The organism is Microbacterium sp. M (genome assembly GCF_045181065.1).
Taxonomy (GTDB): domain Bacteria; phylum Actinomycetota; class Actinomycetes; order Actinomycetales; family Microbacteriaceae; genus Microbacterium.
The window spans coordinates 1364234-1387870 of sequence record NZ_CP173721.1 but is presented as its reverse complement, the minus strand read 5'-3'; the positions used below and the strand labels follow the sequence as shown (position 1 = coordinate 1387870).

At 68.9% G+C, this 23637-nt stretch carries 19 protein-coding genes; 10 read left to right on the top strand and 9 right to left on the bottom strand.

Annotation, left to right across the window (positions count from 1 at the left end):
• Window positions 1-76: 76 nt before the first annotated feature.
• Window positions 77-2875 carry a preprotein translocase subunit SecA gene (secA, locus tag ACI7YT_RS06510; RefSeq protein ID WP_406249649.1) on the bottom strand — a complete coding sequence of 933 codons (2799 nt, stop codon included), beginning with the start codon at window positions 2873-2875 and terminating at the stop codon, window positions 77-79.
• Between the two features lie 177 nt (window positions 2876-3052).
• On the opposite strand from secA, the gene ACI7YT_RS06505 reads away from it, so the two are divergent.
• Complete coding sequence (locus tag ACI7YT_RS06505; protein WP_406249648.1) at window positions 3053-3661, top strand: PadR family transcriptional regulator; 609 nt, start codon at window positions 3053-3055, stop codon at window positions 3659-3661.
• An 80-nt stretch (window positions 3662-3741) separates the two neighbouring features.
• Window positions 3742-5094: a hypothetical protein gene (locus tag ACI7YT_RS06500; RefSeq protein WP_406249647.1), complete on the top strand. Its 1353-nt coding sequence runs from the start codon at window positions 3742-3744 to the stop codon at window positions 5092-5094.
• Window positions 5095-5155: 61 nt separating this feature from the next.
• Here ACI7YT_RS06500 and hpf read toward each other — a convergent pair whose 3' ends face one another.
• The 5 genes from hpf to mtrA all read right to left on the bottom strand — a co-directional run bounded on the left by hpf (window position 5156) and on the right by mtrA (window position 10787).
• Window positions 5156-5812 (bottom strand): ribosome hibernation-promoting factor, HPF/YfiA family, encoded by a 657-nt coding sequence (hpf, locus tag ACI7YT_RS06495; RefSeq protein WP_406249646.1) that lies wholly within the window; start codon window positions 5810-5812, stop codon window positions 5156-5158.
• A gap of 120 nt (window positions 5813-5932) precedes the next feature.
• Window positions 5933-6565: a ComF family protein gene (locus tag ACI7YT_RS06490; protein WP_406249645.1), complete on the bottom strand. Its 633-nt coding sequence runs from the start codon at window positions 6563-6565 to the stop codon at window positions 5933-5935.
• Between the two features lie 108 nt (window positions 6566-6673).
• A complete protein-coding gene (locus ACI7YT_RS06485; protein WP_406249644.1) occupies window positions 6674-8377 on the bottom strand; it encodes an LpqB family beta-propeller domain-containing protein in 1704 nt (567 codons plus the stop codon).
• Window positions 8374-10098 (bottom strand): MtrAB system histidine kinase MtrB, encoded by a 1725-nt coding sequence (gene mtrB, locus ACI7YT_RS06480; protein WP_406249643.1) that lies wholly within the window; start codon window positions 10096-10098, stop codon window positions 8374-8376. The genes ACI7YT_RS06485 and mtrB overlap by 4 nt, the downstream gene beginning before the upstream one ends.
• 8 nt (window positions 10099-10106) lie before the next feature.
• Entirely contained in the window at window positions 10107-10787 is a 681-nt protein-coding gene (gene mtrA / locus ACI7YT_RS06475; protein ID WP_406249642.1) for an MtrAB system response regulator MtrA, read from the bottom strand.
• A gap of 171 nt (window positions 10788-10958) precedes the next feature.
• Between mtrA and ACI7YT_RS06470 the strand changes: the two genes are divergently transcribed.
• The 6 genes from ACI7YT_RS06470 (at window position 10959) to ACI7YT_RS06445 (ending at window position 17774) form a co-directional block, all read left to right on the top strand.
• Entirely contained in the window at window positions 10959-12284 is a 1326-nt protein-coding gene (locus tag ACI7YT_RS06470) for a hypothetical protein (RefSeq protein ID WP_406249641.1), read from the top strand.
• Window positions 12281-12919 (top strand): DUF4129 domain-containing protein, encoded by a 639-nt coding sequence (locus ACI7YT_RS06465; RefSeq protein WP_406249640.1) that lies wholly within the window; start codon window positions 12281-12283, stop codon window positions 12917-12919. The genes ACI7YT_RS06470 and ACI7YT_RS06465 overlap by 4 nt, the downstream gene beginning before the upstream one ends.
• On the top strand, window positions 12916-14133 hold the full coding sequence (locus tag ACI7YT_RS06460) for a DUF4350 domain-containing protein (RefSeq protein ID WP_406249639.1): 1218 nt from the start codon (window positions 12916-12918) through the stop codon (window positions 14131-14133). Before ACI7YT_RS06465 ends, ACI7YT_RS06460 begins: the two co-directional genes overlap by 4 nt.
• A 52-nt stretch (window positions 14134-14185) precedes the next feature.
• The gene (locus tag ACI7YT_RS06455) at window positions 14186-15160 is read left to right on the top strand and encodes an AAA family ATPase (RefSeq protein ID WP_406249638.1); all 975 of its coding nucleotides are present in this window, start codon (window positions 14186-14188) and stop codon (window positions 15158-15160) included.
• Window positions 15161-16477, top strand: coding sequence for a DUF58 domain-containing protein (locus ACI7YT_RS06450; RefSeq protein WP_406249637.1), 1317 nt, complete (start codon window positions 15161-15163; stop codon window positions 16475-16477).
• A gap of 802 nt (window positions 16478-17279) precedes the next feature.
• The gene (locus ACI7YT_RS06445; protein ID WP_406249636.1) at window positions 17280-17774 is read left to right on the top strand and encodes a hypothetical protein; all 495 of its coding nucleotides are present in this window, start codon (window positions 17280-17282) and stop codon (window positions 17772-17774) included.
• A gap of 202 nt (window positions 17775-17976) precedes the next feature.
• Here the strand turns inward: ACI7YT_RS06445 and katG are convergent, their stop codons facing one another.
• Both katG and ACI7YT_RS06435 read right to left on the bottom strand, forming a co-directional pair.
• Window positions 17977-20253, bottom strand: a complete 2277-nt coding sequence (gene katG, locus ACI7YT_RS06440) for a catalase/peroxidase HPI (RefSeq protein WP_406249635.1) — start codon at window positions 20251-20253, stop codon at window positions 17977-17979.
• A 40-nt stretch (window positions 20254-20293) separates the two neighbouring features.
• Window positions 20294-20725 (bottom strand): Fur family transcriptional regulator, encoded by a 432-nt coding sequence (locus ACI7YT_RS06435; RefSeq protein WP_406249634.1) that lies wholly within the window; start codon window positions 20723-20725, stop codon window positions 20294-20296.
• Window positions 20726-20868: 143 nt separating this feature from the next.
• Here ACI7YT_RS06435 and aqpZ point away from each other — a divergent pair, with 143 nt between their 5' ends.
• Entirely contained in the window at window positions 20869-21621 is a 753-nt protein-coding gene (gene aqpZ, locus ACI7YT_RS06430; RefSeq protein WP_406249633.1) for an aquaporin Z, read from the top strand.
• 177 nt (window positions 21622-21798) lie between these two features.
• On the opposite strand, the gene ACI7YT_RS06425 is transcribed toward aqpZ, so the two are convergent.
• A complete protein-coding gene (locus tag ACI7YT_RS06425) occupies window positions 21799-22794 on the bottom strand; it encodes a stage II sporulation protein M (RefSeq protein WP_406250512.1) in 996 nt (331 codons plus the stop codon).
• A gap of 16 nt (window positions 22795-22810) precedes the next feature.
• Between ACI7YT_RS06425 and ACI7YT_RS06420 the strand changes: the two genes are divergently transcribed.
• Window positions 22811-23620, top strand: a complete 810-nt coding sequence (locus ACI7YT_RS06420; protein WP_406249632.1) for an RDD family protein — start codon at window positions 22811-22813, stop codon at window positions 23618-23620.
• The last annotated feature ends 17 nt before the right edge of the window (window positions 23621-23637 follow it).

Below are 23637 nucleotides of genomic sequence, written 5' to 3'. Positions count from 1 at the left end.
ACCTGCCAATGCGTGATCCACCGGCGGTTCTCCGCATGAGCCCGCCGGCTGACACGCGGTCAGCCGGCGGCGCATGTCACTTCTTCTTGCCTGCGCGGCGCTGAGCGCGGTTCTGCGCAGCGCCGCCCTGACCGCCGTCGGTGGGCTGCCCGAAGGCACCGCGCTCTGCCGGAGCATCCGCTGCGGGGGCGGCCGCAGCGGCCTCAGCGGCGCGACGGACCCGATCGGTCGCCGCCTGCTGAACCTGTCCGCGCTCGTTGCGCACCTCGACGTCGCCGGAGTCGCTCGGCGCGGAGTACTCCAGACGCTGATCGGGAGCGCCCTCCACCAGCCCCTTGGCCTCGACGGATGCGGTCTCCGAATCACCGGCGCGACGCACTTCGACCTCGAGGTTGTAGAGGTAGCCGACCGACTCCTCCTTGATCTGGCCCATCATCGCCTGGAACATCGCGTAGCCCTCGCGCTGATACTCGATCAGCGGGTCGCGCTGCGCCATGGCGCGCAGGCCGATGCCGTCCTTGAGGTAGTCCATCTCATACAGGTGATCGCGCCAGCGGCGGTCGAGCACCTGCAGCACCACGCGGCGCTCGAGTTCACGGGTCGCCGGGGTTCCCAGCGTGGTCTCACGCTTCTCGTAGGCGATCTTCGCGTCCGAGAGCAGCTCGCGGATGAGTCCCTCCGACGTGATGCCGCCCTTGCGGCCCTGAGCCTCGGAGACGACCTCGTCGATCGTGACGCCGACCGGGTACAGCGTCTTCAGTTCGGTCCAGAGCGCGTCGAAGTCCCAGCTCTCGTTGTGCCCCTCGGCGGTGTGGTCCTTCACGACGCCGGTGATGGCATCCTCGATGAAGTGCTGCACGCGGTCGGCGATGTCGTCGCCGTGCAGGATGTGGCGGCGGTCGGCGTAGATCGCCTCGCGCTGACGATTGAGGACATCGTCGTACTTGAGCACGTTCTTGCGCATCTCGGCGTTGCGCGCCTCGACCTGCGACTGCGCGCTGCGGATGGCCCGCGAGACCAGCCCGGATTCGATCGGCACGTCATCCGGGAAGTTCGTGCGCGCCAGGATCGCCTCAGCGGCGCCCGACTGGAACAGGCGCATGAGATCGTCGGTGAGGCTGAGGTAGAAACGGCTCTCACCCGGGTCGCCCTGACGACCCGAACGACCGCGGAGCTGGTTGTCGATGCGGCGGGATTCGTGCCGCTCCGTGCCGAGGACGTACAGACCGCCGGCTTCGACGACCTTCGTGCTCTCCTCAGCGACGATGGCCTTCATCGCCTCGTAGGTCTCGTCCCACGCGGACTCGTACTCCTCCGGCGTCTCGGCCGGGTCCAGGCCCTTGGCCTTGAGCTCCTGCACGGCGAGGAACTCCGCGTTTCCGCCGAGCATGATGTCAGTGCCTCGACCGGCCATGTTCGTGGCCACGGTCACGGCACCCAGACGACCGGCGCGCGCGACGATCTCGGCCTCGCGCGCGTGGTTCTTCGCGTTGAGGACCTCGTGCTTGATGCCCTTCTTCGCGAGCAGTCGCGAGAGGTACTCGCTCTTCTCGACGCTGACGGTGCCGACGAGCACCGGCTGGCCGTCGGCGTGCCGCTCTGCGATGTCCTCGACGACCTGCGCGAACTTGGCGGTCTCGTTCTTGTAGACCAGGTCCGCCTGGTCCTTGCGGATCATCGGACGGTTGGTCGGGATCGGGACGACACCGAGCTGATAGGTCGACATGAACTCGGCCGCCTCGGTCTCCGCGGTACCGGTCATGCCGGCGAGCTTGTCGTACAGACGGAAGTAGTTCTGCAGCGTGACGGTGGCGAGGGTCTGGTTCTCCGCCTTGACCGGCACACCCTCCTTGGCCTCGATGGCCTGGTGGATGCCCTCGTTGTACCGACGACCCACGAGAATGCGACCGGTGTGCTCGTCAACGATCATGACCTCGTCGTTCATGACGACGTAGTCGGTGTCCTTCTTGAACAGCGCGAGCGCCTTGATCGAATTGTTCAGGAACGAGATCAGCGGAGTGTTCGCCGACTCGTAGAGGTTGTCGATGCCGAGGTAGTCCTCGACCTTCTCGATACCGGGCTCGAGCACGCCGACGGTGCGCTTCTTCTCGTCGACCTCGTAGTCCTCGCCCTCGACGAGGGTGCGGGCGATCTTGGCGAACTCGGCGAACCATCGATTGGCCTCGCCCGAAGACGGCCCGGAGATGATCAGCGGCGTTCTGGCCTCGTCGATGAGGATCGAGTCGACCTCATCGACGATCGCGAAGAAGTGGTCGCGCTGGACGAGGTCCTCCTTGCGCCACGCCATGTTGTCGCGCAGGTAGTCGAAGCCGAACTCGTTGTTCGTGCCGTAGGTGATGTCCGCGGCGTACTGCTCACGGCGGACCGCCGGCGTCTGACCCGAGACGATGATGCCGGTGGTCATGCCGAGCGCGCGGTACACGCGACCCATGAGCTCGGCCTGGTACGACGCGAGGAAGTCGTTCACCGTGATGACGTGCACGCCCTTGCCCGCGATGGCGTTGAGGTACGTCGGGAGGGTCGCGACGAGCGTCTTGCCCTCACCGGTCTTCATCTCGGCGATGTTGCCCATGTGCAGGGCTGCGCCACCCATGATCTGCACGTCGTATGCGCGCATTCCCAGCGTGCGCTTCGCTGCTTCGCGGACGGCGGCGAAGGCTTCAGGCATCAGCTGGTCGAGCGTCTCGCCCTTCTCGAAGCGAGCGCGCAGCTCGGTGGTCTCGTTCGCCAGCTCTTCGTCGGTGAGCTTCTCGAAGTCCTCCTCCAGCGCGCCGACGGCCTTCACGACCTGGTTGAGGCGGCGAAGGATGCGACCTTCACCCGCGCGCAGCAGCTTCTCAAGAGGATTCGCCACTTAAGTCATCTCCCTGTTCTGGGTCAGATCCCGGCCGCCCCGATGGGGCCGGTGCCGGGCATACTGTGCCATGTTACCGGCCCGTGACCTGCGCGTCGCCTGCATGAGATGCCGGACGGGATTTCCACGTATGCATATACTCGGTATTGCTTTCGCACTCCACCCGAAGGAGATCGCATGTCCGTCCGTCAGAGCCTGCTCGCCATCCTCGACCAGGGGCCGTGCTACGGCTACCAGCTTCGAGCCGAATTCGATCGACGGACCGGCTCCACCTGGCCCCTGAACGTGGGCCAGATCTACAACACGCTCGAGCGACTCGAGCGCGACGGCCTGGTCTCGCGCGGTGAGCCGGACGAGCAGGGTCACGTCTACTGGCAGATCACGGATGCCGGATCCGCCGAGGTCGCGTCGTGGCTGTCCTCCCCCGTCGAACGCGGTCAGGCGACCAGAGACGAGTTGGCGATCAAGCTCGCCGTGGCGGCGACGCTGCCCGGTATCGACGTGGCGGCCGTGATCCAGACCCAGCGCACCGCGTCGCTCCGGCAGCTGCAGATCCTCAATCGGGCGAAGTTCGCCGGCGGTGACGACAGCCCGGAAGAGCTCGCGTGGTCGCTCGTGATCGACTCGATGGTCTTCGCGGCCGAGGCGGAGGTGCGCTGGCTCGACCACACCGAGCAGCGCCTGGCGATGCATCCGCAGCACGCCATGGCTCTGGAGCTCGCAACGGAGCGACCCAAGCGCGGGCGTCCGCAGAAGGCGGCCGCGACCGAAGCGCTGATCGCCTGAGCTGCAGTTCACCGACAGGATGCGTTCGCCCCGAGCGGATGCACAGCCTCGCCATCCGCTCGGGAAAGTAGGATCGGCTCATGGCTGGATTCTGGGGCAGACGCAAGCGCGAAGAAGAAGCTGCACAATCGGCGCAGGACGCCGACCTCGCACGCAAGGCCGAGCAGGCGCTCGTCGCGGCCGACGAGCGCATCCGCACGGCGAGCGACGAGCTGGTGTTCGCCGAGGCCGAGCTCGGCGCGTCCCTCACCGCAGACCTCAAGGCAGCGCTCGAGGCCGTCCGCACGCATCTGCGCGAGGCGTTCCAGCTGCACCAGCTCAACCACGACGAGATCCCCGACACCGCCGAGGAGCTGCGCACCCGCAATGCGCGCATCGCCCAGTTGTGCGAGTGGGCCGAGCAACTGCTCGATGACAAGACGGCGACGCTCGCCCAGCAGATCGCCAAGGTCCGTCAGGCTCCGCAGATCATCGCCGGGCTGCGTCAGGATGCCGAGACGCTGACCGCTCGTCTCCCCCACGCCCGGTCGGCGATCGAGCGCCTCTCGGCGCGGTACTCCGAATCCGCCATGGATCAGATCTCCAACGCTGCGGATGAAGCCGAACAGCTCGTGTCCTTCGCCACGCACGGCGCCGACGTGTCGGAGCGCCGCCGAGCCGCACGCCAGAACGAAGAAGCCAATCTCGCGCTGGAGACCGCATCAGAGGCGGTCCGCCGCGCCGGCGTCGTGCTCGATGCCGTCGAGGACTTCGAGATCGAGGCGCTTCGGGCCGAATCCACCCTGGCCGAGGTCGTCGCCGACTCGCGCGCCGACATCATCGCAGCGCGCACCGCACCCCAGGTGCCCGCTGTCACGTCAGCGGTGTCCGATCTGGAGAAGGCCCTCGCCTCGCTGGCCCCGTCCGGCTCCCGCAACGACCCGTTCGCGGAGCTGAGCCGCCTTCGGACGGCCAACACGGCACTCGACGAGGCCATCGCCACGGCCCGCCACCGCATCGAGAATCCGCTCCCGCCCCTCGAGCACGTGCAGCACGCGCTCGATGACGCCGACCGTCAGCTGGGCGTTGCGCGCAGCCTGATCGCCGGCCACCGCGGCTGGATCGGCGCTGATGCCCGCACGCGCCTCGCCGAGGCCGAGCGGCTGAGGACGGACGTTCCGACGCTGCTGCCGGCCGAGGAGACCAGGGAGCAGGCGCTCGCGACCGCTCGCCGGGTGGCACAGCTCGCCTCGGAGGCGCTGCAGCTCGCCCAGCGCGACATCGACTCCGCCCGCCCGCAGCAGCAGAACGACGGCTGGGGCGGCGATGCTCCCGGGTGGGGCGGCGGAGGCTGGGGCGGCGGCGGACGTCGTGGCGGCGGAGGCGGCGACCTCGCCTCCGGGATCCTCGGCGGCCTCGTGATCGGCAGCATCCTGGACGGCATCTTCGACTGACGAACGTCCCGAACGACGAAGGCCCGGCGGTGAGCCGGGCCTTCGCTGTTTCAGTGACGGCTCAGGACGCCAGTGCCTCCTCCGGGGACGCCTGAGTGGTCAGAGAGATCACGCCGTAGTCCCAGCCCTTGCGCCGGTACACGACGCTCGGGTGGTCGGTGCGGACATCGACGAACAGGAAGAAGTCGTGCCCGACCAACTCCATGCGGTCGACGGCCTCCTCCACGGTCATCCACTCCGCGTCGAAGTTCTTCGTGCGGATGACGACCGGCGAGTACGCCTCCTCCTCCTGGGGCTGCACAGGGATGGCGCCGGTCGCGACCGCGTGCAGGACGTCGGCGGATGCCGGCTGCACGTCGATCCCTTCGAGGGCTCCGCTGCCCTTCTCGAAGTGAGCGCCCCTGGGGTGCTGGCGACCGTCGACGCGCTTCTCCTTCGCGCGCCGCAACTGCTCCGACATCTTGTCGAGGGCGAGATCGAGGGCGACGAACTTGTCGCCGTCCGTGGCCTCAGCCCGCACGACGGGACCCTTGCTCACGAGCGTGAGCTCGACGGTCTCGTCGGGAATGCGTCCGCCTCGATACGCCCGGTGGGTGACCTTGACATCCAAGCGCTGCGCACGGGCCGCGAGCGTGGAGATCCGGGCGATCTTCTCCTCGACTACAGTGCGAAAGCGATCTGAGATGCTCACTCCCACGCCGACGATGCTCGTTTCCATTCCTGCCTCCTTGTCCCGGTCCTCCCGGCCAAGGGCGGACCGTGGTCGCCTTGTGAACCCCTACCGTAGTCCCCGTTCCGATGGATGTCACGACCCATTTCCCCCGTGTCGGCCAGGCGTTCATCTCAGCCGCGGCGTGGCCGCGAGCGCGATCGCTCCGCGGACCAGGAATCCCGCCTCACGCAGGACATCGGATGCCTCGGTCAGCGTCGCTCCGGTGGTGATCACATCATCGACGACGATCACCTCATCGCCCGTTCCGGCGCGGCGAGCGCGCATGCTGCCGGCCACGTTGAGCGCCCTTTCCGCCCGACCGAGTCCGCGCTGATCCTCGGTGCGTCCGACCGGGACGAGCAGGCGCGTCGGGCGCCGGCCGCATGCGCGCACCAACAGCTCCGGGACGCGGAACCCTCTGCGCCGGAACGCCGCGCGCGAGGTCGGCACCGGGACGAGCAGCGTCGCGGGGTCGGAAGGAACCACCGCGCGCAATGCCGCGGCCAGCGGCCGCACCAGCAGCGTGCTCCCGTCCTCCTTCACCGCGCGGATGCACCGTGCCGCGACGCCGTCGAACGGCAGGGCGGCCGTCGCGGACAGGCCGGCCGTCAGCGCTCGGCGCACGGGGGCGGGACGCAGGAGATTCCGGCATCCGTCGCACAGCAGCCGGCCCGGCTCGTCGCACCCGGCGCAGGAAGCCCCCAGCAGCACGCTGAGGACCTCATCGACCAATCGGGGCCGTAGGTCAGGTGTCGTCATCACGCCACTGTGCACCGGCGGCGGAGGCGTTTCCTGCCGGATGCCGCGGCATCCACGGCATCCGTGCAGAACTCGTCGACCCCGCCGTCCGTGCAGAGTGGGACGGGGTCAGTACCCTGCCCGCGTCCCCAGCACGAGGACGCCGTCGTAGAACTCCTGCCACGCGGATGCGCGCGGCGCGAACAGGGTGCCATCCGTACCCAGGATCCGCACGCCGGCCTGCGACTTCGCTCCGGCGAACGAAGCGCTGCCGTTGGGAGCGGTCTGCTCGCTGCCCGGTCCGCCGACGACCTGCGTCCTCAGCGTCGCGTCGTCACCCTCGGTCAGGATGCCGAGGCTGTCAGCGCCCAACCAGACCAGCTCCTGGGCGGGGACGTCCAGCTCGACCAGCTCGTGCGTCGGGCCGAACCCGGTGGGGACGTTGCTGTCATCGCGGAGGATGACCGCCGTCACGACGCTCTGTCGACCGCCGATGGTCACCAGAGCTGCGATGCGCACGCCGTCCGTCGACACGCGCAGCGCCGAGATGGTCGACGCCTCCGGCCACGCATCGACGATGACGGGTGACGTCACATCCTCGGTCCACGCGTGCACATCCTGCGGGTCGGAACCGGGCGCCGACCAGATGTAGCCGTACGGATCGATCGACGGCTTGACGAGGCCGGGTCTGGTGTCGAGCTCGTTCACCTTCGAGTTCGTGATGGCCCACACCGCTCCCGTGCTCAACTGCACGGCGGCCAGCCCCTCACCCTGCGCGAGATCGATCGAGGAGACCGGCTGCTCCATCTGACCGAGCGGCTCGCTGATGCCGGCGATCGGCGTCACCTCGCCGCCGACCAGGCTTCCGAAGCCGTCCTCGGTCAGCACGATCGTGCTGACGTCCGCGCTGTCGGAGGCGAGACCGGCTTCGTCGGCGTCCAGTTCGCTGCCGTTCACCGTGAAGCGCACCTCGCTGACGCCCGTCGCCGTCAGGCTCTTCTCGAGCTGGGTCCTCATGCGCGCGAGCGTGGCCGCGTCCAATGACAGCGCGGCATCCGTGAGGGCGACGCTCGCGACCTGTTCGGTCACAGGGACGGAGTTGCCGTCCAGCAGAACATCAGCAGGGAACGCACTGTGCACGGCCGGCTGGAGCCAGTCGCTCGGCGTGCCCTCGATCGCTGCCTGCGTGATGGAGGTCGCGACGTTCGACCCGCGTGGGTACCAGCGCACATCCGGCACCAGGTGCCGCCAGCTCTGGTCGTAGTACTGGAGCGAGTATCGGCTGTAGACCTGCTGGAAGGATCCCTCATCGAGCACGATCCCGTCCGGGGCGCTCGCGATCCGCCACTCCCCGTCGTCATCCCGCGCGAGGCGGAAGTCCAGCTCCGTGTCGCCGGTCGCCTCCGAGTAGCGGCCGTCGGCATCCACACTGGCACGCTGATCCAGATCGACCGTGACATCGGCGGCATCCACCGATTCGAGCTCCTCCGGGGTGGACACGCTCGAGGCGTACGACCGCGAACCGGCGACGTCGATCGTGACGCCGGCACCGGGTCGCCAGGTCTCGGCGAATTCAGGGGTGAGGAACTCCTTCGCGATCGACCAGTTGTCGGTCGGTGTGATGGACGCCTCCAGGAAGCCGGCCACGATCACCTCAGGCCCGGCCCCCGCGATCGGGCTCGATGCCCGCTCGGTGAAGGGCGAGTCCGCCTCGACATCGCCGACGGGGAGGCCGGCCTGAACCGGGCCGGATGTCGGAAGGCCGGCGCATGCGGTCAGGACCGCCGCGAGTGCGACGACGACGCCGCCGCGCAGCAGGCTGGAGAGCTTCATGATCGCCCCTTCCCCTCGCTTGCGGCGTCGGGATCGACCGCGCCGTTCGCTTCGGCATCCAGTTCGTAGCGCACCTGCGCGATGTGCAGGGGCTGGGTCGCATCGGAGAGGTCGCCCAGCGCGTCCTCCGGCTCGAGCGAGACCGGCGACGGCCCCTGCAGTGCTCCGGGGTGTCGAGGGATCGTGAGCACGAAGTTCGACCCGACGGCGAGTTCGGACCACACGGCCAGTGTGCCGCCGTGAAGGCGCGCGTCGCCGAGGGCGATCGACAGTCCGAGGCCGGTGCCGCCGATCGTGCGCTGCCGCGACGGATCCGCACGCCAGAACCGATCGAACACCCGCTCGGCATCCGCCGCCGACATCCCGAGGCCGAAGTCTCGGACGCCCACCGCGACCGCATGCTGATTGCTGTCGACCGTCACGACGACCGGGCGGCCCTCACCATGCTCGATCGCGTTGCCGATGAGATTGCGCAGCACGCGACGCACGCGACGCGCGTCCATGTCGACGGGTGAGTATCCGCCCGGCGCGACCAGGCGCAGTTCGGTGCCGTGTCCTTCGGCCAGAGGTCTCATCTGATCGATGACGTCCTCGGCGAGATGGGCCAGGCTCGTCGTCTCCAGCTCCAGCTGCACGGAGCCGGCGTCGTAGCGGCTGATCTCGAGGAGGTCGTTCAGCAGCGTCTCGAAGCGCTGCACCTGCGTATGCAGGAGCTCTGCGGTGCGTGCCGTGGTGGGATCGAAGTCCCCCCGCTGATCGTTGAGCATGTCGGCGGCCAGACGGATCGTCGTCAGCGGTGTGCGCAACTCGTGCGAGACATCCGAGACGAACCGCTGCTGCACGAGGGAGAGCTCGCCCAGCTCCTTGATCTGCGCCTCGATGCTGTCGGCCATCGCGTTGAACGAACTCCCGAGCGTCGCCAGCTCGTCTTCGCCGTGCACAGGGATGCGCACGCCGAGGTCGCCCGTCGCGAAGCGCGCACTCGTCTCCGCCGCTTCGACGATCGGCACCGACATCGATCGCAGCACGATCCACGAGATGCCGGCGATGATCGCCACGAGCGACAGGCCGGCCACCCACAGGGTGCGCTGCACGAACACCAGCGTCTGCTCCGAGTCGGCGAGGTCGTACGCGATGTACACCTCGTACGGCCCGACGTCCGGCACGAACATCTGCTGACCGACGATGATGCCAGGCACTTCGCCGCCGTCCTCCTCGAGCGCCACCGACTGCCACGACTGCACGTCGTCGAGCGTCGCGACGCGGGTGCGAAGGGTCGGGCTGACGAGCCCGTCGTCGAGCAGTTCGATGGAGCCGAATGTGGGCGGAGCGTAGCCGCCCGGCTCGATGTCGCCCTGGAAGACGGCGATGCGGTCGGACGAGGACGTCCCCCGGAGGTCGCGCTGCACGACACGCCACAGCGCCACGAACGCGGCGCGGTCGTCGCTGACCTCCGCGGCATCGAGCGTGCTCTGCGCGGCCGCGACGGCGCGGCGGGCATCAGCGAGCGCCTGATCCTTGCGCGACTCGAACAGGTCGTTGGCGATCACGAGCGCCATGGTCCCGCAGGTCACGAACACCGCGGATGCCGTCAGCAGCAGGGTGATCGTTAGTGTGCGGAACCGCAGCGACCGTCGCCACAGCGCGCTGGCGTTCGCGGGCCAGCTGCGCCAATCGCGCCAGAGCCCGACCTGCGTGACCGTCGCAGTCGTCGCGATCACGCGGACTCCTAGACGACGGTGCCGGCGCGATATCCGACGCCGCGCACCGTCATGACGATCTTGGGGTTGTCCGGGTCGAGTTCGACCTTGGCCCGCAGCCGCTGGACGTGCACGTTCACCAGACGCGTGTCGGCCTTGTAGTGATAGCCCCAGACCTGTTCGAGCAGCATCTCGCGCGAGAAGACCTGCTGCGGCCTCGACGCCAGCGCGACGAGCAGCTGGAACTCCAGCGGGGTCAGCGCGATCGGGGCGGTGCCCCGTCGGACCTCGTGCGCGTCGACGTCGACCACCAGGTCCCCGATGCGCAGCACCTCGCTGGCCGCCTGCGTCGATGGACGAAGCCGGGTGCGGATGCGCGCGACGAGCTCCTTCGGGTTGAAGGGCTTGACGATGTAGTCGTCCGCGCCGACCTCGAGGCCCCGCACGACATCCGCGGTGTCGCTGCGAGCAGTCAGCATGATGATCGGGATGCCGGATTCGGCACGGATCCGCGTGCAGATCTCGATGCCGTCCATACCGGGGAGCATCAGGTCGAGCAGGATGAGATCCGGCCGCTGCGTACGCCACTCCTCGACGGCACGCGCGCCATCGGCGCAGAACACCGGCTCGAATCCCTCGGTGCGCAGCACGATACCGATCATCTCGGCGAGCGCGGTGTCGTCGTCGACAACGAGGATGCGTGAGGTCATGTGTGCCCAGCTCCGACTTTCTTCCCAGGGCGGTCGTCGGGAACACACCGAACGATCGCAGATTTTCCCAGCGTACTTCACGACACGCCGGGATTCACGGAACCGTCCACAGCCCGGTCGACGCCACAGCCGGTATGACACGATGGGAACAGCACTGTCGGAGGGAGCGCCGTGAGCGGACAGACGTGGACACCCGCCCCGAAGCGGGGGATCGTCCCGCTGCACCCCTTCACGTTCGGCATGCTTCTGGGCCGGGCGTTCGCGGTGCTGCGTCACAACCCCAAGGTCGTGTTCGGCTTCGCCGTCGTGATGCAGCTGCTGATGACGATCGTCGCGACCGCCATCATGGTCACGGTCCTGATCGTGACCATCCTCCGTCTGCAGAACGTCCAGCCGGGGTCTCCCGACTTCGAGCCGCTGCTGATCGGGACGTTCGCGATCAACGGCCTCGTCGCGTTCGCCGTCGGACTGCTCTCGCTCGGCTTCACCGCACTCGTGCAGGGCATCGTCGCCGCCGAGGTGCGCTTCGCCGCGCTCGGCGAGAAGGCCAGACTCGGTCAGCTCTGGGCGCAGGTGCGACCGGTCTTCTGGCGTCTGGTGGGCTTCGCGCTGCTGCAGATGCTGTTCACCCTCGGAGTGATCGCGGTCGCCGGTGGCATCATCGTCGGTCTCGTGATCGGCAGCATCGGCGGTTCGTCCGACTTCCTCGGGGTCGGGATCGGCCTGGTGCTGCTCGTGATCGCCGCCAGCGTCCCGCTCGCCGTGTGGCTGTGGACGAAGCTGCTGCTCGTACCCAGCGTGCTCGTCTTCGAACACGCGACGCTGCGCGCGGCGCTGGTGCGCAGCTGGCGCTTGACCCGCGGCCGATTCTGGGTCGCGTTCGGCGTGATGATCCTGATCAACCTGATCATGGGCTTCGCCGCACAGCTCGTGAGCTTTCCCCTGTCGCTTCTCTCCGGCCTGCTGATCCCGGTGCTCGCTCCGACCGGCTCCGACGACCCTGCTGCGGTGGTCGTGGCCGCGGTCCTGGCCACGGCGCTGCCGCAGATCCTGGTCCTCGTGATCCAGGCGGTCGCGCTCGTCGTGCAGGGCACCGGAGCGGCTTTCGTCTACATCGACTGCCGGTACCGGTACGAAGGGCTCGATCAGACCCTGATCGCCTTCCTCGAGCGCCGTGATCTCGGATGGACACCTGAGCAGCTCGGCGACCCGTTCGCCGTCGATCCGGCCCGTGCCGTCACCAACGCACCGCCCCCCAGGCCGGTCCCCACCCAGGTCATGATGCAGCCGGGCTGGACACCGGCACCGGGGTACGCCCAGGCCCCGCAGCCGTACGGCGCGGCGCCGACGCAGCCTGCACCGCAGTACGGCGCGGCGCCTGCTCAGCCCGTGCCGCCGTACGCGCAGCCCGTACCGCCGCCGGCTCCCCCGCAGCAGCCGGCTCAGCCGGATGCACCGTCGGACAGCCCGTGGGCGCCGCCGGGTGGGCGAGCATGACGCTGGCCTTCGAACCCTTCGTCCCCGATGGGGATGAAGCGCGACGCTGGGCCGAGCAGGAACTGGCCGAGCCCCGCTACGACGAGGCGAAGCCCACCTGGTTCGATCTGCTCGCGCGCGATGTCGTGCGCTACCTCAACGATCTGTTCACGCCGGAAGGCGGCGGGCAGGTCGGTCCCCTCGCGCTGGTCATCGTCTGCATCGTGATCGTCGCAGCCCTCGTCGCGGCGCTGATCGTGTGGGGACGACCCCGCGGTTCACGCGCGGTGCGCGCCACCGGGCGGGACCTCCTCGGCGAACGCGACGATCGGACAGCCGCGCAGCTGCGCGCCGACGCCGAACGCGCAGCGCGGTCGGGAGACTGGGATGCCGCGACCATCCTGCGCTTCCGCGCACTCGCCCGCGGCATGCTGGAGCGAGACCTGATCGACCCGGCTCCCGGCGCGACGGCGCAGGCCATCGCCAGGGACGCCGCACGCGTGTTCCCGGACGAGACCACCGCGCTGCGCGAGGCCGCCGCAGCCTTCGACGATGTGCGCTATCTCGAGCACCGGTCCTCCGAAGAGCGCTACCGGTTCCTGTCCGGCATCGATGAGCGACTCGCATCCCGGCATCCCGAGGCGGTCGCGGCATGAGCGCACCACCGGCCTCACCCCCCGAACAGCCGGTGACGGAGCGTCCCGTCTCCACCGCGACGGTGCCGCCGCGCCGTCACAGGCGGTGGATCGGCTGGGTCGTGATCGTGCTGCTGGTCATCGGGGCCGCCCTGCTGCTCATGCGGATCAGCGCGTCCATGTCCGTGCCGTTCCGCGGTGGAGGCGATCCGGAGGGCACGGGTGATCACGGCATGCTCGCCCTCACCGAGATCCTGCGCGACCAGGGGGTGGAGGTCGAGGTGGTGCGATCCCGCGCGGACGCTGTCGCCGCCATCGAGGACGACACGACTCTGGCCATGACGGATCCGTACGCATTGTCCGACGAGGCCGTCCAGGACCTGCTCGAGCCGGCGAATCGCGTGGTGCTGCTTTCGGCGAGCACCCGGATGCTCGAGCTGCTCGAACTCGGCGAGACCACATCGGCGAGCACGTCCGCCGCCGTCACGGCATCCTGCGATCTCCCCGAGCTCGCCGGAGTCGGCGAGATCCACCCCGGGCGGCTCTTCATCCCCGCGGACGGCATCATCGGCTGCTACCCGGATGCAGATGGCAACGCGGCTCTCCTCGTCGATGACTCCCCCGGCACGTACAGGGCGATGATCGACGGCACGCGCCTGTTCGGCAACAGCTACCTCGCCGAGGACGGCAACGCCGCGCTCGGCCTCGCACTGCTCGGGCAGACCGGCCACGTCGTCTGGTACGTGCCCTCCTTCGCGGACGGCGACATCGAGCAGCAGGCGGAGCCCTCGCTCGGCGACCTCACGCCGGATTGGGTCACCCCGGCGATCGTGATGCTGATCCTCGCCGGCATCGCGGCCGCGCTGTGGCGAGGACGGCGATTCGGACCGCTCGTCGCCGAGACGCTGCCGGTCACCGTGCGCGCCTCCGAGACCATGCACGGCCGCGCACGGCTGACGGCCAAGGCCGCCGACGCCGGCCATGCCGCCGAGGCCATCCGCGACGGCTCCGTGCGCCGGCTCGCGCGCCGCCTCAGCCTGCACGAACGCGCGAACGCCGGCGAGGTCGCCGATGCCGTCGCCGACCGCCTGCGCATCCCGCGGACCGCGGTGCAGGAACTGCTCGCGGGTGCCCTCCCGGCATCCGACGACGACCTGATCGATCACGCCCGACGGCTCAGCGACCTGGAATCAGCGGTCGACGACGCCGTCCGAGCCGAACGGGGCACGCGATGACGCGCACTGCCGTGCCGACTGCAACCGACCTGATGCCTGTGGAAGGGAAACCATGACCACCCCATCGACGAATCCCGCGGACGACGCAGCACTGCGTCAGGCGATGCACCGCGTGCGCCAAGAGGTCGACAAGGCCGTGATCGGACAGGCCGGCACCGTGACCGGACTGCTGGTGTCGTTGCTGGCACGCGGCCATGTCCTCCTGGAGGGCGTCCCCGGTGTGGCGAAGACGCTCGTGGTGCGCTCCTTCGCCAGGGCGCTCGGGCTGGACACCAAACGCGTGCAGTTCACGCCCGACCTCATGCCCGGCGATGTGACGGGCTCGCTCGTGTACGACGCCCGCACCGGCGAGTTCGAGTTCCGCCAGGGCCCTGTGTTCACGAATCTGCTGCTGGCCGACGAGATCAACCGCACACCCCCGAAGACCCAGGCTGCCCTGCTCGAGGCCATGGAGGAGCGCCAGATCTCTGCCGACGGCGTGAGCCGTCCGCTGCCTGATCCGTTCCTCGTCGCCGCCACGCAGAACCCGATCGAGCACGAGGGCACCTACTCGCTGCCCGAGGCGCAGCTGGACCGGTTCCTCATGAAGCTCGTCGTGGCGATGCCGGAGCGGGATGCCGAAGTGAACGTCCTCCGCCTGCATGCCGGCGGCTTCTCGCCGCGTGCGCTCACCGGCATCGAGCCGGTCGTCACAGCGGAGGAGATCCGCGCCGCGCAGGATGCGGCGTCGCGGGTCGATGTGACCGACGACGTGCTTGGTTACGTCGTCGATCTGGCCAGGGCGAGCCGGCAGTCGCCGTCCGTGCAGCTGGGCGCGAGCCCTCGTGCCTCGACGGCGCTGCTCGCGGCGGCGAAGGCGTGGGCCTGGCTCAACGGCTCGTCCGCGGTGACCCCCGACCACGTCCAGACGATGCTCGTGCCGGTCTGGCGCCACCGCCTGCAGCTGCGCCCGGACGCCGAGATGGAGGGCGTCTCGGCGGATGCCGTGCTCACCGCCGTCGTGCAGCAGACCCGGGTGCCGATCTAAGTGTTCCTCACCGGCCGCTTCGCCCTGCTGATCGGGTCGGGGATCATCCCCGTCGTCGTGATCTCGTCGACGACGGGTGCTGCGGCATGGGCGGTCGTCGGCGGATGGCTGCTGCTGGCTCTGGTGCTGCTCGCGGTCGATGTCATCGTCGCCGCCTCGGCGCGAGCCGTCGCCGTCACCCGGCGAGTGCCCTCCAGGGCCCGGCTGAACGAGCCCGTTCCGGTCAGCATCGCGCTGCACAACACCGGAGCGCGAACCCTGCACGCGCGCATCCGCGATGCGTGGCAGCCGACCGCCGGCGCCGGAACGCAGCGCCAGCGCCAGCGCCTGATCGTGCCCGCCGGCGAGCGCCGCCGGATCGAGATCGGCTTGCACCCGCGGCGCCGGGGCGAACTGATCAGCGAGTTCGTGATGATCCGCTCGATCGGGCCGCTCGGGCTCGGTGGCCGCCAGGCGCGGCACGATGTGCGCGGCGCCGTGCGGGTCCTCCCCGCGTTCACGTCGCGCAAGCATCTGCCCTCGCGGCTGGCCCGGTTGAAAGAGCTCGATGGCAACACCAGCATCCAGGTCCGCGGACAGGGGACGGAATTCGATTCGCTGCGCGAATACGTGCGCGGCGACGACGTGCGCTCGATCGACTGGCGGGCCACGGCCAGAGCCGGCACCACGATGCTGCGCACCTGGCGGCCGGAGCGCGATCGGCACGTGGTGATCCTCATCGACACCGGCCGGACCGCTGCGGCCCGCGTCGGCGACGGCACACGGTTGGAGGCCTCCCTCGAGGCGGCGCTGCTGCTCGGCGCCCTCGCGTCTCGCGCGGGCGATCACGTGCACCTCGAGATGTTCGACCGTGTCGTGCGCGGCCGCGTGACCGGGGTCGACGGGGTGGCGCTGCTTCCCGCGATGTCCGACGCGATGGCACCGGTTCATGCCGGCCTCGTGGACACGGACTGGCCGGCCGCCTTCGCGTCGCTGCGCACACTGACGAACCGGCCGTCGCTGATCGTGGTGCTCACCGCGCAGGATGCCGCCGAGTCCGCCCGCGGATTCCTCGGTGCGTTCCCGACCGCCGGACGCGCCACGACGGTGCTCGTTGGGTCGGTGACGGACACCTCGATCATCGAGATCGCCCGTGGCCGCGCCTCGCGGGAGGACGTGTACCTGGCGGCCGCCGCCGAGCGCACGCTCCGGGATGCCGAGAACGTGGCGGACGCCGTGCGCCGCGCCGGCGGAGAGGCGATCGCGGCCGACCCTGAGGCGCTCCCCCCGCGGATCGCCGATCGCTACCTCGAGCTGAAGGCCGCCGGGAGGCTTTAACCGGTTCGCGGGACTCGATCTGCTCCGCCTGTTCCGGTGGGCCCGGCAGTTCGCATGCCGTACAACGGATGTCCGGGGTCGCGCGGGTAGCCGGCTCAATGACCCGCATCAAGCCGGACACGGTCAGAGCGATGTCCGGGTTGAGGCGGGCATGAGAGAGAATCACCCGCATCGTCCCGGACATGGTCGAGCGCGATCAGGCGAAACTGTTCCCCTGCACAGTTACGAGAATCGTCAAGTTGTCCACCGTGTTCGTGGATCTTGCTGTCTCGACGGAGTCGTCGCCGACGATCTTCGCTGGAATGTGGCGATGACTGCTCCGACTCCTCTGCCAGCCGCACTCCGAGCACGGGTATTCTCTGTCCAGGAGGCCCACGACGCTGGCGTCACACCGTCTCGATTGCGTGCCAAGGATCTCGAGATCCCCACCAGGGGCGCTCGACGACTCATCGTCCCCGGCGAGGTGCGAGCGCTCGAGAACGACGAGTATGCGCCCGATTCCCACGCGGCGCGCTTGTCCCGCATGAGATGCGAACTCATCGATCGAGCGCAGTCGTTCGCGCCGGCGCTGACGGAGGCCCAGTTCGTCAGTCACGGCTCGGGCTTGGCCGTCTTGAACACACCATTGCCGTTCACCCACGCACGGGCGTACGAGCTTCACATCTCTGCTCGACGTCCGAGCGCGCAGCCGCAGCGTCAGGGTGTGATCGGGCATCGGCTGCAGCGGCGGGAACCCCGCCGGCTTGTCGTGAGCGGCGTCCCGATCGAGGATCCAGCGCGGTTGTGGCGGCAAGCCGCCACAATGTGGAGCCTCGATGACCTCATCATCGCCGGCGACTTCCTCGTCTGTCCGGACCACGGCCTGCTCTGCGTCGAAGATCTGTGGCGCGAGATCGAGGAAGCGGGCGACGTGAGACGCGGCATCCTGACTCGAGCGATGCGGGAGATACGGGTCGGCTCGGAGAGCTCAGGCGAGACCGAGTTGCGTCTGGCGCTGGTCCGCGCCGGACTGCCGGAACCCGATCTGAACTGGACGCTGCGGGACGAGCGCGGAGTGTTCATCGCCCGGTTGGATCTCGCGTACCGGCGTTATCGCGTGGCGCCGGAGTACGACGGTCGCGGCCACGCCAAGGGCGCGCAGTTCAGGAAGGATGCAGATCGCTGGGATGCCATCCGTGGACAGCGATGGGATCACGTGCGCATCCTCAGCCATCATCTGCGCCCGAATCCTCAGGTGGCTGTCACCAAGGTGGCGCGCGCCCTCGTCGCCGCCGGATGGATGCCGGGACAACGCTGATCCTCCGCGTCATGTCCTGATTCGCGCGGGCCCGTCGATCGAACACCAGCACCAACCCGGACAACCTCTCAGGCGTGTCCGAGAACGCGCGGGCTGCCTCGTCGAACACCCGCACCAACCCGGACATGCAAGTAGGAAGCACCAGTTCCTCACAACGGCGAACGGCCCCCGCCGCGAGGCGAGGGCCGTTCGGAGACCGGGATCAGACGAGGTCGAAGCGGTCGAGCTCCGTGACCTTGCCCCACGCGGCGACGAAGTCGCGCACGAACTTCTCCTTGGCGTCATCCGAGGCGTACACCTCGGCGATCGCGCGCAGCTCGGAGTTCGAGCCGAACAGCAGGTCGACGCGGGTACCGCGGCCGACGAGCTCGTCCGAGCCGTCGACACGCCCCTCGAACGCGTGCGAACCGGGGTCGAGCGGCTTCCACGTGGTGCCGAGGTCGAGCAGGTTCACGAAGAAGTCGTTCGTGAGCGCACCAGGCGTCTCGGTGAAGACGCCGTACTGCGATCCGTCCCAGTTCGCACCGAGCACGCGCAGTCCGCCGACGAGGACGGTGAGCTCGGGCGCAGTCAGCGTCAGCAGGTTCGCCTTGTCGAGCAGCAGGTGCTCCGCCGGGATCGCTGCGACGTCCTTCGAGACGTAGTTGCGGAACCCGTCGGCCGCCGGCTCCAGGAACGCGAACGACGCGACGTCGGTCTGCTCCTGCGAGGCGTCGGTGCGTCCGGCGTGGAACGGCACGACGGCGTCGACTCCTGCATCCTTCGCCGCCTTCTCGACACCCGCGTTGCCGGCGAGCACGATCAGGTCGGCCAGCGAGACGCGGACGTCACCGGTCTGCGCGTCGTTGAACTCGGCGCGGATGCCCTCGAGCACGCTCAGGACACGAGCAAGGCGCTGCGGGTCGTTGACCTCCCAGTCCTTCTGCGGCGCGAGACGGATGCGGGCGCCGTTGACGCCGCCGCGCTTGTCGCTGCCGCGGAACGTGGATGCCGCGGCCCACGTGACCGAGACGAGGTCGGCGACCGACAGCCCGGACTCCAGCACCTTGGCCTTGAGCAGAGCGGCATCAGCGTCCGAGATGAGCGCGTGGTCGACGGCCGGCACGACGTCCTGCCAGATGAGCTCCTCAGCCGGAACCTCTGCGCCGACGTAGCGGGCACGCGGACCCATGTCGCGGTGCGTCAGCTTGAACCAGGCACGCGCGAACGCGTCGGCGAACGCCTCGGGGTCGTTCTTGAAGCGCTCGGAGATCGGTCCGTAGATCGGGTCGAAGCGCAGCGCCAGGTCGCTGGTGAGCATGCGGGGCTCCCGGCGGCCGTTCGAGTGCGCGAGCGGCACCATGTCCTCGCCTGCACCGTTCTTGGGACGCCACTGGTTGGCGCCGGCCGGGCTCTGGAACAGCTCCCAGTCGTACGCGTACAGGATGTGGAAGAACTCGTTGTCCCACCGGGTCGGGTGGTAGGTCCAGGTGACCTCGAGGCCGCTGGTGATCTGGTCGTCGCCCTTCCCTGTGCCGTGGTTGTTCTTCCACCCCAGGCCCTGGCGCTCGAGACCGGCGGCCTCGGGGTTCTCCTCGAGGTTCGAGTCGGGCGCCGCACCGTGGGTCTTGCCGAAGGTGTGCCCGCCGGCGATCAGGGCGACCGTCTCCTCGTCGTCCATCGCCATGCGGCCGAAGGTCTCGCGGATGTCGCGGGCCGATGCGAGCGGGTCCGGGTTGCCGTTCGGGCCCTCCGGGTTGACGTAGATGAGTCCCATCTGCACGGCCGCGAGCGGGCGCTCGAGGTCGCGGTCGCCCGAGTAGCGCTCGTCGCCGAGCCACGTGGTCTCCGGGCCCCAGTACACGTCGTCATCCGGCTCCCAGGCGTCGATGCGTCCGCCGCCGAAGCCGAAGGTCTCGAAGCCCATCGACTCGAGTGCGACGTTGCCGGCCAGGATCATCAGATCGCCCCAGCTCAGCGACTGACCATACTTCTTCTTCACGGGCCACAGGATGCGACGCGCCTTGTCGAGGCCGACGTTGTCGGGCCAGCTGTTCAGCGGTGCGAACCGCTGCTGCCCGGTGCCGCCACCGCCACGGCCATCCGTGACACGGTAGGTGCCGGCGCTGTGCCACGCCATGCGCACCATCAGCGGGCCGTAGTGGCCGAAGTCCGCCGGCCACCAGGCCTGCGACGTCGTGATGGTCTCCTCGATGTCCTTCTTGACAGCATCCAGGTCCAGCGCCTCGAAGGCGGCCTTGTAGTCGAAGCCGGCGTCGAGGGGGTTCCGCTCGGCGGTGTTCTTCGCAAGGATCTTGAGGTTCAGCTGCTCGGGCCACCACACGCGGTTGGCCGAACCCATCGTCGGATGCGGCTGAGCGTGGATGACGGGGCAGGAGCCGGCCTCGCTGGGCTCGACGGGCTCGTCGGTGACGGTCTTCGACTGGTCGATTCCGGTGACGTCGTCACCGATACCCGGGACCTGTTCGTGAGCGGTCATGGTTGTCCTTCCGATGTGAGGGCAGGGGTGAAATGGAGGATCAGGGGTCTTCGGTCGCGCATGCCGCGCACAGGCCCCAGTACGTGACCTCGGCGACCGCGACGCGATAGCCGTGGGTATCGCTCGGGACGAGGCACGGGGCGTGCCCTACGGCGCAGTCGACGTCTTCGACCGCACCGCATCGGGTGCACACGAGGTGATGGTGGTTGTCGTCGACGCGCAGCTCGAACAGCATCGGGTGGCCGGCGGGCTCGATGCGACGCACGAGGCCGGCGGCGGCGAAGTCGCCCAGCGCGTTGTAGACGGACTGCAGGCTCGTGGACTCGACCAGCGGCCGCACCGCGGCGTGGATCTCATCGGCGCTGGCGTGCGGGTGCGCACGCAGCGCGTCGAACACCGCGCGCCGGGATTCGGTCACTCGCAGACCGGCGGCGCGGATCGCGTCGTCGACATCCGAAGTGGTGAGCGTCATGCGTCCATCCTACTTGTTTTGATTCATTCAAGAAAGTCTCGACGCGCCGATCCCGCGGCGCGCCTTCTGAGAGTTCTCTGTGAACAGCGGAATCATATGGTGCGCCGGACCAGCTGGGCCGGTCATGCGAAAGGACACAGATCATGAGTGATTCCACGTCGGCTGTGCCCACCCTCGGCGCGAAGCTCGCGGCCGAGGGATTCGGCACCTTCCTTCTCGTCTTCGGCGGCGTCGGCACCGCGCTGTTCGCCTCCAACCTCTACACCGAACCCGCCCCGAACGCCGCGGTCTACAGCGCGGTCGCGCTCGCCTTCGGTCTCACCGTCGTCGTCGGCGCGTACGCGTTCGGACCGATCTCGGGCGGCCACTTCAACCCGGCCGTCACCCTCGGCGCAGCGGCGGCCGGTCGCATCGGCTGGAAGGACGTCCTGCCGTACATCGTGGCTCAGGTCGTCGGTGGCGCCGTGGCGAGCACCCTGCTGTTCCTCATCGGACAGTTCGGCCCCGACGGCTGGTTGACCGGAGCGCAGAACGCCGGCTTCGCCAGCAACGGCTTCGACGAACTCTCCCCCGGCGGATTCGGACTGGGCTCGGCGATCATCGCCGAGGTCATCCTGACCGCGATCTTCCTGTTCGTGATCCTCGGCACCACGCACTCCAAGCGCGGCACGCCGTTCGCCGGTCTCGCGATCGGTCTCACGCTGACCCTCATCCACCTCATCAGCATCCCCGTCGACAACACCTCGGTGAACCCGGCGCGTTCCATCGCCGCGGCGATCTACGGCGGCGTCGGCCCGCTGTCGCAGCTGTGGGTTTTCCTCGTGTTCCCGATCGTCGGAGCCCTCATCGCGGGCTTCGCCTACAAGGCGCTGTTCGACAGCACCAAGAAGGCCTGACGGTCCCCGCGAAGGGGTCGGCGCTTCGGCGCCGGCCCCTTTCGCATGCTCCGGATGCCGTGGCGCGGCGCTTCCGCGGAGTGCGCCGCGATTCCGGTCGCCGTTCCTGCCGCCCCGCCGCGGTGAGAGCGGCAGAATTCGCGACGGGAACGGATGCCGAGCCGCGAACGCGCCCGCTCAGCCCGCGACGAGGCGCGGCGTACCGGCCTCGTACTCCAGCAGGTCTCCGGTCTGCCCTCGGCGATGCGCACGCCCGCCGATCACGAGCATGTAGATGAGGAAGACCGCCAGCGCTGCGGCACCGATGCCGATCTTGATCGGCCATGGCAGCGACCAGCCGGTCACGAAGCCTTCGACGAGTCCGGACAGGAACAGCGCGAAGATCAGGCCGATCGCGACGGTGGCCAGCGATCGCCCCTCCTGCGCGAGCGCCTCGCCGCGCGTGCGATGCCCCGGCGCGACCCATGCCCAGAACACGTGCAGTCCTGCCGCGGCGGCGACGAAGAGGCAGGTCATCTCCAGCATCCCGTGCGGGAGGATGTACAGGACCATGATGTCGGCGCGATCGTGCGCCGCCATGACGGCGCCCGAGACGCCGAGCCCGACGGCGTTCTGCGCGATGATGTAGATCGGCCAGATGCCGGTCACCCCGAACAGCACGCATTGCGCCGCCAGCCAGGCGTTGTTCGTCCACACCATTCCGGCGAACACGGCGGCGGGGTTCTCGGTGTAGTAGTCGGTGAAGCTCTCCTCGGCGTACTCCGCGAGGAACTCAGGAGTCCCGAGAGTGGCGACCAGATTCGGGTCGGCCGAGATCCACGCCGCCGTCCCGACCGTGATCGCGATGAACACGATCGCGATGACGAGAGTCGTCCAGCGCACCCGGTACAGCGCGGCGGGGAGCTGATCCACGAAGAACCGTGTGATCTGCGTCAGCACGTTGTCTCCGGCGCCGGTCAGCCGCAGTCGCGCCCTGGCGAGGATCGTCGAGAGGTAGGCGCTCTGCGGCGACTCTCCGACCGACGTCTTCAGCTCTGCCAGGTCCGCGGATGCCGCGCGGTACCGCACGATCAATTCGTCGACGTGGTCGCCGTCCTCGAGCCGGGCACGACTCAGTTCGTCCAGGCGCGCCCACTCCGCCCGGCGCGCATCGCTCAGAGCGTCGGCATCCACCTGATTTACTGTACTCATGTCCACGCCGATCGAGTCAGCCGAAGAGATCCTCTCCGGCGAGGCCGTCGCGATCGACGTGCAGCCGATCGGCTTCTTCCTGCGCGTCATGGGCGCATTCATCGACATGGTGCTGTCGTTCGCGCTCTACATCCTGTTCATGTTCCTGCGGATCTGGGCTCTGGATGCCGGGCTCATCGACGATGCGATCGACCGCATCCTCAACGTCACATCCCTGGTCGTGTGCTTCGTGGTGGTTCCTGTGGCGATGGAGGTCTCGCTGCGCGGGCGGAGCCTGGGCAAACTCGCGGTCGGCGGCCGGATCGTCCGGTTGGACGGCGGCGCGACCGGATTCCGGCACGCGTTCATCCGGGCGCTGCTCGGCGTGCTCGAGATCTACATGACCTTCGGTTCGATCGCGCTGCTCACCGGTGCCTTCACGGCCCGCTCGCAGCGACTGGGCGACCTCGTCGCCGGCACGTACAGTCAGCGGGTGCGCACCCCGAAGCTCGAGCCGCACGAACCCGCAATGCCCCCTGCGCTCGCGGAGTGGGCGGCTATCGCCGATGTCGCCCGACTCCCCGACCGGCTGGCCCGGCGGATCTCGCAGTTCCTGCGGACGGCGCCGCAGATGATGCCGCAGGCTCGCGCTCGGATCGCGGAACAGCTCGTGGCGGAGGCCGCCGACTACGTCTCCCCGCGACCCGTCGCGCCGCCCGAGCACGTTCTCGCGGCCGTCACGGTGATCCGCCGGCGGCGAGAGCTGCGCGGACTGCAGATCGCCGACGCACGGGCCGAGCAGTTGACGGGACGCTCGATCGGCGTCTGATTCGCGCGCCGGCCCGG